The organism is Cupriavidus sp. 01T418, from assembly GCF_056398885.1.
The window spans coordinates 48,388-60,953 of sequence record NZ_JBFTQG010000023.1 but is presented as its reverse complement, the minus strand read 5'-3'; the positions used below and the strand labels follow the sequence as shown (position 1 = coordinate 60,953).

Sequence of the window (12,566 nt, the reverse complement as noted above, 5' to 3'; positions counted from 1 at the left end):
CGTGTCCGCGTCATCACGCCGCAGCATTAGTCCGTTAATAACCAGAAAAGACAACCCGCGCCACAAGCGCGGGCTTACAGCGAATTATCCTGGAGCAAACATGAAATCCGATTCCCAAGCCCGCACCCCGCATAACAGCGCGCGCCGTCGCCTGCTGGCGGCCGGTGTGGCACTGGCCGCCACGTTCGGCGGCATGACCGGCGCTGCTTACGCCCAAGGCACCTACCCGACCAAGCCGATCACCATGATCGTGCCGTTCTCTGCCGGTGGCACCACCGACATCCTGGCGCGCATCGTCGGCCTGCAACTGGGCAAGGCGCTCGGCCAGCCGGTGGTGATCGACAACCGCCCGGGTGCCGGTGGCAATATTGGTGCAGCGATCGCGGCCAAGGCCCCGGGCGATGGCTACACGCTGTTCATGGGCACCATCGGTACCCACGCCATCAACCAGTCGCTGTACTCGAAGCTGCCGTTCGATCCGGTCAAGGATTTCGCGCCGATCTCGCGCGTGGCCATGGTGCCGAACATCGTGGTGGTGAACCCCAAGGTGCCGGTCAACAACATCAAGGAACTGATCGCCTACGTCAAGTCCAATCCGGACAAGCTGTCGTACGGATCATCGGGCAGCGGCTCGTCGATGCACCTGTCGGGCGAGTTGTTCAACTCGATGACCGGCCTGCATATCCAGCACATCCCGTACAAGGGCAGCGCCCCGGCGGTGAACGACCTGCTGGGCAACCAGATCGGCCTGATGTTCGACAACATGCCGTCGTCGTATCCGCACGTGAAGGCCGGCAAGCTGCGCGCCATCGCGGTGACCTCGGCCAAGCGCTCGCCCGCGCTGCCGAACGTGCCGACCGTGGCGGAATCCGGCGTGCCGGGTTATGAAGCGACTTCCTGGTTCGCGCTGTACGCCACCGGCGGCACGCCCCAGCCGATCGTCGACCGCCTGAACGCGGAAGTGGTGAAGATCCTGGCCATGCCGGAAGTGAGGAAGCAGATGGCCGACCAGGGCGCGGAACCGCATCCGGAAAAGCCGGCTGAACTGGCCGCGTTCATGAAGTCGGAAACCGCCAAGTGGGCCAAGGTGGTGAAGGCTTCGGGCGCCACGGTTGACTGACCGGCCATGATTGCCTGCCCCGGCCCGGACACAACGTCCAGGTTGCCGGCAGCCGGAGCCGGCCCCGAGGGGCCGGCTTTTTCACAAGCGCGCATGGCAAAAAGCCCGCGATAGCTCGCGGGCTTGATCCTGGCCCGCCCGGACCGGGCAGGAAGAGACCCGGCAGGGAATCAGGCCACGTTGTATTTCACGACCTGTTCTTCGACACCGACAAAGCGCACCAGCTGGCGCAAGCCGCTGGCGTATTCCTTGATATGGTGGCCTTCCGGCGTGTCCGGCAGGCGGTAGTACACCGGCATGGCTGCGGCCTGCGCCGGTTGCCCCGATGCCTGCGGACCATCGGCTTCCCACTGTACATCCCGGTCTTCGGCGAAATCTGTTTGTCCTTGCATGGACCACTCCAGGTGAATGACGAGCATGCGCCGGGCCGAGGCCGAGAACCGCCAACAAGAAACAGGCAACAGGCAACAAGCATGCAAAATGACTAGATCTGCAAATGTATTGCAGACAGCCGGAAAATGCTATTTAGCATTTTTAATATCTGGATCAGCGTTGTCTCTGAACTGCCATCTTTCCCGCAATTAACCGCCGTAACTTCCGTGCATGCGAAGCCGCGGCCCTGAAACAGGGCCGCAGGGCGAGCAGTATGGCAGTCGGTTATCCTGGCTGCCCTGGCTCGCCGCGCGTGCGCGGGCACGGCTTTGCGTTACCATAGGCGCTCGCCATCAAAGCCACGCCGGCAGGGAGAATTCGCTGCCGGGGCGACTGGCTTCCACGTAACCCTTCCCGCATGTCCGTTCAGCACGCACTCCTGACTTCCCTATTGGAAAAGCCGTCGTCCGGCTACGAGCTGGCACGCCGTTTCGATCGCTCGATCGGCTATTTCTGGCATGCCACGCACCAGCAGATCTATCGGGAACTTGGTCGCATGGCCGAGCATGGCTGGATTGCGGAGGAGGAGGGCGAGGGCGATGCGCGCAATCGCAAGAAGGTCTATTTCGTGCTGCCACCGGGGCGCGACGAACTGGCGCGCTGGGTGCTTGCGCCTACCGCCGGACTGGACCTGCGCGACGAAATCCTGGTGAAGCTGCGCGCGGATGCCGTTATCGGCCCGCTGGGGTTGGCGCCGGAGATGCAGCGCCTGATCGGGCTCCACCGGGAGCGTCTCGATACCTACCGCCTGATCGAGCGGCGCGACTTTTCCGCCGAGCAGCCCGTGCGTGCGCAGCAGTTGCGGCATGCCCTGCTGAAGCGGGGCATCCGCTACGAGGAAGATTGGGTGTCCTGGGCGGAAGAGCTATTGCCGCTGCTGGATAAATAGGGCAATCAGGCAGGGCAATCCGCCTCGTGGATGCGGCGGATTGCCAGTGCTTACCGGATCAGGCCAGATCGGCCGCCGCCGTGCCGGTGGCGTGCGCCGATTGCGGGGCAAGGCCCAGCCGGCGGCGTGCCAGTGCATATTCTTCGGCAAAGCGGCGCACCAGATCGGCCGCCGGCACCACGCGCTTGATCGCGCCCACGCCTTGGCCTGCGCCCCAGATGTCCTTCCATGCCTTGGCGCTGCCCGAGCCGAAATTCATCTTGGACGGATCCGATTCCGGCAGCGCTTCCGGGTCGAGCCCGGAGTTGACGATGCTCTGGCGCAGGTAGTTGCCATGCACGCCGGTGAAGAGGTTGGAGTAGACGATGTCCGAGGCGTTGCTGTCGACGATCATCTGCTTGTAGCCGGACTGCGCGTTGGCTTCCTCGGTGGCGATAAAGGCCGATCCCACATAGGCCAGGTCGGCGCCAGCGGCCAGCGCCGCGAGGATGCCGTCGCCGCTTGCAATGGCGCCCGACAGCAGCAGCGGGCCGTCGAACCACTCCCGGATTTCATGCAACAGCGCGAACGGCGACAGTACGCCGGCATGGCCGCCCGCGCCCGTGGCGACCGCGATCAGGCCGTCGGCGCCTTTCTCGATGGCCTTGCGCGCGAAGGTATTGTTGATGATGTCGTGCAGCACGATGCCACCGTAGGAGTGCACCGCGTCGTTGACCTCGGTGCGCGCGCCGAGCGAGGTGATGACGATGGGCACCTTGTAGCGCACGCACAGTTCCAGGTCGTGGTCGAGCCGGTCATTGGACTTGTGCACGATCTGGTTGACCGCGAACGGCGCTGACGGACGATCCGGATGCTTGGCATCGTGCTCGGCCAGTTCGGTGGTGATGCGGTCAAGCCAATCGTTGAGCACCGGGCCCGGGCGCGCGTTGAGCGCAGGGAACGAGCCCACCACGCCGGCCTTGCACTGGGCGACCACCAGGTCGGGGTTGGAGATGATGAACAGCGGCGAGCAGACAACCGGCAGCGAAAGGCGATTCTGGAGAATGGCGGGAAGCGACATGGTGTTTTAGCGAAAGGGGAAGCGTTAACAGGAATACGTGGATATCGGATATCAGGCGCCGGCGCCCTGCAATACGGCTTTCTGGCTGGCAAGCCGGGCGCCCATGGCGGCGGCCAGCGCATCCAGGCCGCTCTTCGGACGAACCATGACCTCGAAGTCATCGATCTTGCCGGCATCGTTGAAGCGGATCATGTCGATGGCCTTGACGGCCTTGCCTTCGACAGTCGCACTGAACTCCAGTACCACGCTGCGCGCGTCGTCGCCGACGAAGGTGCGGTGATAGCGGAACTCCTGGAATACCTGGTTGACGGATTCCAGCACCATGCGCAAGGCGACACGCCCTGGGTATGGTGTGTGGGCGACGGGCGAATGAAGCACCACCTCATCGGCCACGATGCTGTCCAGGTCGGCCATGGAATGCGTGGCGATCATGCGGTGCCAGATTGCCAGCGAGGCCTGCGCCGCCGCCGACAAGGTTGCTTGAGTCACGGTGTTTCCTCCGGGATGGATATGCAACCAGTTGCATAGTGATATGGAAAGGTAGCAGCGCGGGATGGCAATTGCAATGGATTTAGTGTTAACGTGGCATTTGCGGCGCATTCATGGATGGGAAGCGCATGATTCGCCTGCGATCCCTCCAGCCGCGGGGCTCGGCCTTTTGTGGCGATTTGTCTACAATACCGGCATTGCCGCCAACCAGCGAAGGAGCGCGAGTGAGTACTGACATGAGCGCCAACGGGCCATCCGCGGCCCTCTTCGATGCGGACCTCGAGTCCTGGCGGGCGCATCCCGAGCGGGCTTTCGACGGCTGGCTGGCCAGCCACGGCTTTCGCCGCGGCACCGCCGTGGTCTATCGCGCGATGTGGGGCAAGTTCTTGCGCTGGTCCGGCGAGCGCGGCGTGGCGCCGCTGGCGTGGTCGGCGGAGCAGATCGGGGCGTTCCTGGACGAGCAGGATCTGCACAAGTCCCATCGCTACCGTTATGCGCGCCTGATCGAGCGAGTCTTCCACCATCTCTCGCTGCTCCAGCAGGGCTTGCACAATCCCGCCAGCCAGGCCGTTCGCGCCCACCTGGCCGAAGGCGAGAACGATCCCACTGCCTTCCTGTTGCCTGCCGAGCGCGATGCCTTGATTGCGCGGGTGCTGGCGCCGGCGGTCCAGGCGCCCGGCCAGGATGGCGCCGCGCTGTCGCCTACCCAATGGAAGCGCGCGCGCGACACCGCGCTGGTGGCGGTGTTGCTGGGGGCCGGCCTGAAGGTGGGCGAAGTTCGTAGCCTGGGCACGGACAGCATCGCGCAGGACGCTGCCAGGCTACGCCTGGTCCGGCCCGACAACGGTCGCGCCTACGAGGCGCCCGTCTTTGCCTTCGCGCGGCCAGCGCTGCTGGCGTGGCTGGAAATCCGCGGCGCCAGCGGCACGCTGGGCAACCTGGTCTTCCCCGCCATGCCCAGTGGCCGGCACTTGCACGCGGCTTCGCTGTACCGACGCGTGGAAATCCTGCTTGATGAAGCCGGCGTGCTGGCGGGCCGCAGCGAGCGGGCGTCTCCGCAGACGCTGCGCAATACCTGCGGCGCGCTGCACTTCGAGGCCGGCGCCGGCCCGGCCGAGGTGGCGCAATGCCTCGGCATGCGCGACCTGGAATCCGGCTGGCGCCTGCGTGCCGCATTCGAGGCCTGGCAGGCTCGCGCCGGGCTGGCGCACGCACCGTAGAATATGGCCGCTGACACCGGCACGGCAGAGGCGCCCTGCTGTCCTCAGTTGACGTTGCCGCCTGATGCCGCAGGCGGTCCCTGATGGCGCTGATGGCGCCCCCGCGTCAGGGCATGCTGAAACCAGCGCTTCACTTGTTCGACCCGGCGTGCTGTCCCGGTGCCGTTCCATTTCTTTTCACAACCGATTGATGAATCGCCATGTCTGAAACTCTGCTGCTCACGGGCGCCACCGGTTATATCGCATCGCACACCTGGGTCGCCTTGCTGGAGGCCGGCTACAACGTGATTGGCCTGGATAATCTCTGCAACAGCAATCGCAGCGTGGTCGAGCGCCTGGCGCGGATTACCGGCCAGCACCCGCATTTTGTCGAGGGCGATGTCCGGGACCGTGCTTTGCTGGACCGTTTGTTTGCCGAACACCGGATCTCCGGGGCGATTCATTTCGCGGCGCTGAAGGCGGTGGGCGAATCGGTCAGCAAACCGCTCGATTATTACGACAATAATCTCAATGGCGTGCTCACCCTGTGCTCGGCGATGAACGCCGCCGGCGTCAGGCAACTGGTGTTCAGTTCCTCCGCCACGGTTTATGGCAATCCGCATCTGGTGCCGATCCTTGAGGACTTTCCCCTGTCGGCCACCAATCCCTACGGCCAGACCAAACTGATGGGCGAGCAGATCCTGCGCGACCTGGAACGGTCCGAACCCGCCTGGCGGATCGCTTACCTGCGCTATTTCAATCCGGTGGGCGCGCATGAAAGCGGCCTGATCGGCGAAGATCCCGCCGGCGTGCCGAACAACCTGATGCCTTACGTTGCGCAGGTCGCCGGCGGGCGCCGCGAGAAGCTGATGGTGCACGGCGGCGACTACCCAACGGTCGACGGCACGGGCGTGCGCGATTACATCCATGTCTGCGATCTTGCGGCTGGTCACCTTGCCGCCCTGGTCTACCTGCGTGACAAGCAACAGTGCCTGACCGTCAATCTCGGCACAGGCCGGGGCTACAGCGTGCTGGAGGTCGTTGCGGCTTACCGGCGTGCCAGCGGCCGCCCGATACCCTACGAGATCGGGGATCGCCGCCCCGGCGATATTGCCTCGTGCTATGCCGACCCGGCACTGGCGCAAGCGCTGATCGGCTGGCGCGCGCAGCACGATCTCGATCGCATGTGCGAGGATTCATGGCGCTGGCAGTCAATGAACCCGCTGGGTTTTGCCGGCTGATTGGACTGGCCGGGCAGGCGCGGCGTACCCGTTTCTGCGTGCCCAGGCAAGCGGCATGGCGAGGACCAAGGCGGCAAAAACGAAAACGGCCGGGCATGTGCCCGGCCGTTTTCATGGGCGCAGCGGGTTCGCGGCAGACTCGGCCGCGACGCCCGTTGCCTGCGCCCGGATTCAGCTGATCAGGAAGTCTTCGATATTCTTGYCGGCGGCCAGGGCCTGGGTCAGCCAGCCCGGACGCTTGCCGCGGCCGGTCCAGGTATTGCCCGCGCTGTCGCGATAGCGCACCGGCACCTTGCGCGTTGCCTTCTTGCCGGCGACAGGCTTGGTGCCGAAACCCAGGTCGTCCGCGGTCAGGCCATATTGGTCGATTTTCTGGCGAATATCGGCGATGACGGAAGCCTGCTCACGAGACTTGATTTCCTCGGCCTGCTTTTGCAGTTCACTGATTTTCTGAACAATTTCCTGATAAGTCGCCATTACGAGCCTCGATTTACTGGGTGAGCATGATGAGTCGGATGAATTATAACGGCACCAAGCGATCCTGCAAACGCTTTTAAACTGCGATGGAGAGAATTCTGATAAATCCTAAGCACGATCCAGTTAATGAACTTTCGTACCGGCCGCCGGTCGGCGGTGGCTTCGTATTTGCCGGCGGTACGGCGGCTTTGGACGGTGCAAAAAAAACACTACGCCGATGTGATCCGGCCGTTTTGCATTCCGAGCCGGGAAATAACCCTGATCTCCGTATTGGCGCATGGCGGAAAGTGATTTTTCTGCAACAAAATCTGTCTTATCGCATGCCAACCGATTGGGGGACGGGCGCTTGGGCATGGCTGGTGAAGCAGGGCAGAAACGCCCATGGGGGCGGGCATGGCTGATACGGCACCCCGCTCAAGGAATCGCGCGACACCGCCGTTATCTGCCCTGAGCGGGTCGCTGGGAGTGTCGATCCGCCGGGCCGGGACCCGAGCAGGTCTCGCGCATTCCTTACCGTATCGGATGCTTCATGCTTTTTCATCACAATATCCAGATCAAGACCTTGCTGCGCGGCGCAATGGCAATATTGTCGCTGCTGCTGATCCTGGTTGGCGCTGCGGGCCTCTATGGCATGTCGCACAGCAACGACGCGCTCCAGCAAACCTATGGCAACCAGCTTGCCTCGTCGCAGGCGCTCAGTGAAACCATGCTTGGCACGACCCGCATGCGCCTGGCACTGGACCGCGGCGTGATGCCGGGCGACGGCGACGATGGCAAAACAGTGGTAGACCGTTCGATGACGTTCGTCGACAGCAGCGAGGCAGCCTGGAAGCGATACTCGGCGCTGCCGCAGAACGCCGAAGAAAAGGCGCTTGCGACGGAATTTGCCCGCAAGCGCCAGGAATTCATGGAAAAGGGCATCCAGCCCTTGCAGAAAGCCCTGCTGGAGAACAACGCGGACGGCGCGCTTGCGCTTGCCAAGAAGGCAATGCCCGACCTGCAGCGCAGCATGGTTTCCGCATACGATGCCTTGCAAGCTTTCCAGTTCCATAGCGGTGAATCCAACTACAACGGCTCGCAAGCCCGCTTCGAGCAGATGCGCATATTGTGCTTTGCACTGATCGCCTTTGGCTTGCTGGTAGCCGCGCTGTGCGCCGCGACCCTGCAAAAGGCAATCGTGCGGCCGGTGGAAGAGGCCCTGGCGGTGTTCGGGCGCATCGCCGCGGGCGACCTGACCTCGCGCATCACCAATGTGTCGCGCAACGAGGTGGGACGCATGATGCAAGCGCTGGTGGTCACGCAGGAAAGCTTGTCGAATATCGTCGCCCAGGTGCGCGGCGGTACGGATTCGATCGCCTCGGCCACGCAGCAGATTGCCACCGGCAACCTCGATCTGTCGCAGCGCACCGAAGAGCAGGCCTCCTCGCTGGAAGAGACCGCGGCCAGCATGGAAGAGCTGACCTCGGCAGTGCGCCAGAACTCCGACAACGCGCGCCAGGCCGGCGTGCTGGCCAGCGAGGCCTCGCAGATCGCACTCAAGGGCGGCGACGTGGTGGGCCGCGTGGTCGATACCATGAACGAGATCAACGGCTCGTCGCGCAAGGTGGTGGAAATCATCAGCGTGATCGAGGGCATTGCCTTCCAGACCAATATCCTGGCGCTGAACGCCGCGGTGGAGGCAGCCCGGGCGGGCGAGCAGGGCCGCGGCTTCGCGGTGGTCGCAGGCGAGGTGCGCACCCTGGCGCAGCGCTCCGCCGCCGCCGCCAAGGAAATCGAGGCGCTCATCAGCGAATCCGGCCAGCGCGTCGAAAGCGGCACCAGGCTGGTCGCCGAGGCCGGCCAGACCATGGGCGAGATCGTCAATGCGGTCAAGCGTGTCACCGATATCATGAACGAGATCAGCGCGGCCACGCAGGAGCAGACCAGCGGCATCGAGCAGGTCAACCAGGCGGTCACGCAGATGGACCAGGTCACCCAGCAGAATGCCGCGCTGGTGGAAGAAGCGGCCGCCGCCGCGGGTGCGCTCGAAGAGCAGGCGCAGAAGCTCAACGGCGTGGTGTCCGTGTTCCGGCTGTCCGGCAGCCACATCGTGGCCAAGCCGGCGCCGGCACCGCGCGTCGCCGCGACGGTCAGGCACCAGCCGGCCAGGCTCCAGCCGGCCAGGCACCAGCCGGCCATGCCGGCACGCGCACGCACGCCGGTCCAGCGCCTGGCACGCCCCGCACGTCCGGTGGCGCCGGCACTGGCGACAACCGCGGCCGGCGGCGACGACTGGAGCGCGTTCTGAATCATGGCGAAGCGCTTGCCGCCGTTTTCATTACCAGGGGAGCGCGCGTGATGCGATGATGCGGGTCTTGTGCCCGCATCATCCGCATCGTCGCCTCCATTTTTGCGCAGGTTCCTAACTGACATGAGTGCTAGTCTTCTGCTGCTCGCTGCCCTCCTCGGCCTCGCGGTCGGGTTGGGGATACGCGCAGCCAAGCCGGACCGGCTGCCGGCGGGCGGACCCGGCCGGACGCTGCAATGGGCCGTCTTGCTGTTGTCGCCAGCGTCCGTCGGCCTGCCGATGTGGGTCGCGCTGGCTTCCGGCAGCCTGCGCGGCACGCGCGAGGTCTCGCAGACCGTGGCCGTGCTTGCCTTGACTGCTGCGCTCACGCTTGCCATCCCCTGGTTGCGCCGGCAGTTCCCCCTGCTGCGCGGCACCGGGTTGGCGGCGGCGCTGGCCGGCGCCGGGGTGCTGGTGGTCGCAGGCGCGCGCCTGAGCACGCTGTGCGGAGACGCCCTGCGCCCGTCCGCGCTATGCGTGGAACCCGGCAATTTCATGCAGCCGGCCTGGCTCGCCGTGGCCGTGCTGCTCCTGGTGTCGCTGGGGTTCTTCCTGTTGCGCCGTGCCAACCTGCGCGCCTGGCAACTGGCCGACACACCCGGCTTCGCCAGCCCGCATGCTAAAGCGCAGGAGGAGATGTTCGACGACCATCGCCACGTCAAGGGCGGCACCACCGCCTTGCCGATACGGCGGCGCGGCCGCATCCCGGGCCGCCTGACCGTGCGCGCGGCCGCGCGCGGACAAGGCACGGTCGGGGAGTACAGCGTCAGTACCGATCTGCCCGACCGCACCGCCTTCGGGCGCTGGCTCGATCAGTCGATCGCGCAGGCACGGCTGGCGGAAACCGGCTGCGCCGTGCTGCTGGTGCATATTGCCGATTTTCGCGAGGTCGACGAAGTCTTCGAGGTGCGCGCGGACGATATCCTGGCCCAGGATGCCGGGGCGCTGGCGCAGGCAGCGCTGGAGCCGCACGATTTCCTGGCGCGCCTGGCGCGCGACGAGTTCGCGGTCGGCGTGCCCGAGATGATCCAGCACAACCGCGCCAGTGAACTGGGCGCGCGCTTGCTGGGCTCGCTCGCGGATTTCGTGTCCGCGCGCGGCCTGCAGATGCAGATCGGGGTGAATATCGGCATCGCCATCTACCCGCGCGACGCGCAAACTTCCGCGGCCCTGATGCAGGCGGCACGAGTGAGCCTGAGCGAAGCGCGCGCGAGCGGTTCCAACCAGGTGCGCGTGTTCAATTCCGCGGCCGGCGAGCGCGCGCGCCGCATGCGGGTCATCCGCCGCGACCTCTGGCTGGCCATCCAGGACGACGGCCTCGCGCTGCAGTACCAGCCGAAGTTCGATGTGCGGCTGCGCACCGTGATCGGCGCCGAGGCGCTATGCCGCTGGCGCCATCCGACGCTGGGGCAGGTCAATCCCGCCGAGTTCATCTCGGTGGCCGAGCAGTCCGGCCAGATCGACAAGCTGGACGACTGGGTGATCGCCACGGTGTGCCGGCAGATCCGGCAATGGCAGGACGAGGGCCTCCCGACCGTGCCGATGGCTATCAATGTCTCTGGTCTGCGCTTTGCCAGCCGCGATTTCCCGCAATACCTGCTCGGGCAGATCCACCTGTACGACATCCCGCCGTCGGCCGTCACGCTGGAGATCACCGAGACCGCGGCGATGAAGGACATCGCGAAATCGCTTGAGACGCTGGCCGAGCTGCAGGCGCTTGGCATTCATGTCGCGCTGGACGATTTTGGCAGCGGATACTCCAGCCTGGGGTATCTCAAGCGTCTGCGCGTCGGCACGCTGAAGATCGACCGGACCCTGATTGGCGGGCTCGATGCCGACCCGCAAGGCCGGGCCATTGTCGGGTCGATGGTGGCGCTGGCGCATGAGCTGCGGATGCGGGTGGTGGCGGAAGGGGTGGAGTCGAATTCGCAGCTGGATATTCTGGCAGCGATGGAGTGCGACGAGGTGCAGGGGTATCTGTTGTCGCATCCGTTGGATCCGGGGGCATTCGCCAGGCTGGTTGCGGGGGATTGAGCCGGGGAGTAGCAAATCCGCCTGATCATCGCAACCGTCCTACGGTTTTTTCCCCCGCTGCCGATATCTCCCGCAGCGGCGCGGTTCGCAACGGCTGCGCGAGTGACGCGCGGCAGCGCGCATCCGCCTCGTCCCCGGCATGGGACCGCACAGGGTAATCGCTCTGGTTTGCCCGCTGCCGCCGTCCCAGGCGAAAACGAATATCGGTCCACCGGGCCAGGACCTGGGCGTGTGGACTCACCATCGTGCTGTCAATGGAGCCGTTATGTTTTTGCCTCATATTCTTGTCGTCGACGATTCTCCCTCCTTGCGCCGCATGATCGGCGCCTGCCTGCGCGCCGGGGGCTACACCGTATCCGAGGCCGCCGATGGCGACGGGGCGCTGGCCCTGGCCATGGATACGGCGTTCGGCATGCTGGTGACCGACCAGGTCATGTCCGGCACGGATGGCCTGACCCTGATCCGCACGCTGCGCAAGACCGCCGCCTATGCGGCCATCCCGATGCTGATGCTGACCACCGAGGCCGACTGCCAGGTGCGCGAGCAAGCCCGCGACGCCGGCGCCTCCGGCTTCCTGGCCAAGCCATTCGACCCGGATCAGCTGATGGAAGCGGTGAGCACGCTGCTGGACCCCCCCAAGGTAGGGTAATGCCTTGTCACTGTTACCCTTCAGGCACGCGACGAACTGCCGTTAAGAGGTAGACGATATTCGTGCCTCGGCGCTCGCCGGGTCACGGCAAGGCTGCCCATTCCCGGGCCGGCCTGCTGTGCCTTTGGTTGCGTGCGATGGCCGGTCATGGCAGCGAGGAGCCAGGAATATGAAAACCGGAAACAAGACAGACGGCGCGGGAGAAGAATTCCTCGCGTTCAGGCTGGGCGGCGAGGAATACGGCGTCGACATCCTCAAGGTGCAGGAGATCCGTGGCTATGAAAACGTCACGCAGATCGCCAATGCGCCCGCCTATCTCAAGGGCGTGGTCAACCTGCGCGGCATCATCGTGCCGATCCTGGACCTGCGCATCAAGTTCCGCCAGGACAAGGTCAACTATGACCAGTACACCGTCGTGATCATCGTCGACCTGCACGAGCGCATCACCGGCATCGTGGTCGACGGCGTGTCCGACGTGCTCACGCTGGCCCCAGGCCAGATCCGGCAGGCCCCCCAATTGTCCGGCGACACCGACTACATCCGTGGCATCGGCTCGGTCGAAGACCGCATGCTGATCCTGGTCGACATCGAGAAACTGCTGGACACCGAAGAACTCGCAGCGCTTGAGGCAGCCGCGGCCTCCTGAGGCG

The 12,566-nt window shown here is 65.0% G+C and carries 13 protein-coding genes; 9 read left to right on the top strand and 4 right to left on the bottom strand.

The window, feature by feature from the left end:
* Positions 1-100 precede the first annotated feature (100 nt).
* Entirely contained in the window at positions 101-1,120 is a 1,020-nt protein-coding gene (locus tag AC1DQ3_RS21530; RefSeq protein ID WP_477122182.1) for a Bug family tripartite tricarboxylate transporter substrate binding protein, read from the top strand.
* Positions 1,121-1,290: 170 nt separating this feature from the next.
* Here AC1DQ3_RS21530 and AC1DQ3_RS21525 read toward each other — a convergent pair whose 3' ends face one another.
* A complete protein-coding gene (locus tag AC1DQ3_RS21525; RefSeq protein WP_477122181.1) occupies positions 1,291-1,512 on the bottom strand; it encodes a hypothetical protein in 222 nt (73 codons plus the stop codon).
* Positions 1,513-1,910: 398 nt separating this feature from the next.
* Between AC1DQ3_RS21525 and AC1DQ3_RS21520 the strand changes: the two genes are divergently transcribed.
* On the top strand, positions 1,911-2,441 hold the full coding sequence (locus AC1DQ3_RS21520; RefSeq protein ID WP_477122180.1) for a PadR family transcriptional regulator: 531 nt from the start codon (positions 1,911-1,913) through the stop codon (positions 2,439-2,441).
* Between the two features lie 58 nt (positions 2,442-2,499).
* Here AC1DQ3_RS21520 and AC1DQ3_RS21515 read toward each other — a convergent pair whose 3' ends face one another.
* Both AC1DQ3_RS21515 and AC1DQ3_RS21510 read right to left on the bottom strand, forming a co-directional pair.
* A complete protein-coding gene (locus AC1DQ3_RS21515; RefSeq protein ID WP_477122179.1) occupies positions 2,500-3,501 on the bottom strand; it encodes an NAD(P)H-dependent flavin oxidoreductase in 1,002 nt (333 codons plus the stop codon).
* A gap of 51 nt (positions 3,502-3,552) precedes the next feature.
* Positions 3,553-3,933: a nuclear transport factor 2 family protein gene (locus AC1DQ3_RS21510; protein ID WP_477122220.1), complete on the bottom strand. Its 381-nt coding sequence runs from the start codon at positions 3,931-3,933 to the stop codon at positions 3,553-3,555.
* A gap of 293 nt (positions 3,934-4,226) precedes the next feature.
* Between AC1DQ3_RS21510 and AC1DQ3_RS21505 the strand changes: the two genes are divergently transcribed.
* Together AC1DQ3_RS21505 and galE are read left to right on the top strand one after the other, a co-directional pair.
* Positions 4,227-5,210 carry a tyrosine-type recombinase/integrase gene (locus AC1DQ3_RS21505; protein WP_477122219.1) on the top strand — a complete coding sequence of 328 codons (984 nt, stop codon included), beginning with the start codon at positions 4,227-4,229 and terminating at the stop codon, positions 5,208-5,210.
* A 200-nt stretch (positions 5,211-5,410) separates the two neighbouring features.
* On the top strand, positions 5,411-6,430 hold the full coding sequence (galE, locus tag AC1DQ3_RS21500) for a UDP-glucose 4-epimerase GalE (RefSeq protein WP_477122178.1): 1,020 nt from the start codon (positions 5,411-5,413) through the stop codon (positions 6,428-6,430).
* Positions 6,431-6,601: 171 nt separating this feature from the next.
* On the opposite strand, the gene AC1DQ3_RS21495 is transcribed toward galE, so the two are convergent.
* Positions 6,602-6,907 carry an H-NS histone family protein gene (locus AC1DQ3_RS21495; RefSeq protein ID WP_477122177.1) on the bottom strand — a complete coding sequence of 102 codons (306 nt, stop codon included), beginning with the start codon at positions 6,905-6,907 and terminating at the stop codon, positions 6,602-6,604.
* A 126-nt stretch (positions 6,908-7,033) separates the two neighbouring features.
* Between AC1DQ3_RS21495 and AC1DQ3_RS21490 the strand changes: the two genes are divergently transcribed.
* The 5 genes from AC1DQ3_RS21490 (at position 7,034) to AC1DQ3_RS21470 (ending at position 12,562) form a co-directional block, all read left to right on the top strand.
* Positions 7,034-7,198, top strand: coding sequence for a hypothetical protein (locus AC1DQ3_RS21490; RefSeq protein WP_477122176.1), 165 nt, complete (start codon positions 7,034-7,036; stop codon positions 7,196-7,198).
* Positions 7,199-7,436: 238 nt separating this feature from the next.
* Positions 7,437-9,194: a methyl-accepting chemotaxis protein gene (locus AC1DQ3_RS21485; RefSeq protein ID WP_477122175.1), complete on the top strand. Its 1,758-nt coding sequence runs from the start codon at positions 7,437-7,439 to the stop codon at positions 9,192-9,194.
* Positions 9,195-9,317: 123 nt separating this feature from the next.
* Entirely contained in the window at positions 9,318-11,267 is a 1,950-nt protein-coding gene (locus tag AC1DQ3_RS21480) for a putative bifunctional diguanylate cyclase/phosphodiesterase (RefSeq protein ID WP_477122174.1), read from the top strand.
* 265 nt (positions 11,268-11,532) lie between these two features.
* Positions 11,533-11,916: a response regulator gene (locus AC1DQ3_RS21475; RefSeq protein ID WP_477122173.1), complete on the top strand. Its 384-nt coding sequence runs from the start codon at positions 11,533-11,535 to the stop codon at positions 11,914-11,916.
* 169 nt (positions 11,917-12,085) lie between these two features.
* Positions 12,086-12,562, top strand: coding sequence for a chemotaxis protein CheW (locus AC1DQ3_RS21470; RefSeq protein ID WP_477122172.1), 477 nt, complete (start codon positions 12,086-12,088; stop codon positions 12,560-12,562).
* Positions 12,563-12,566: the final 4 nt, after the last annotated feature.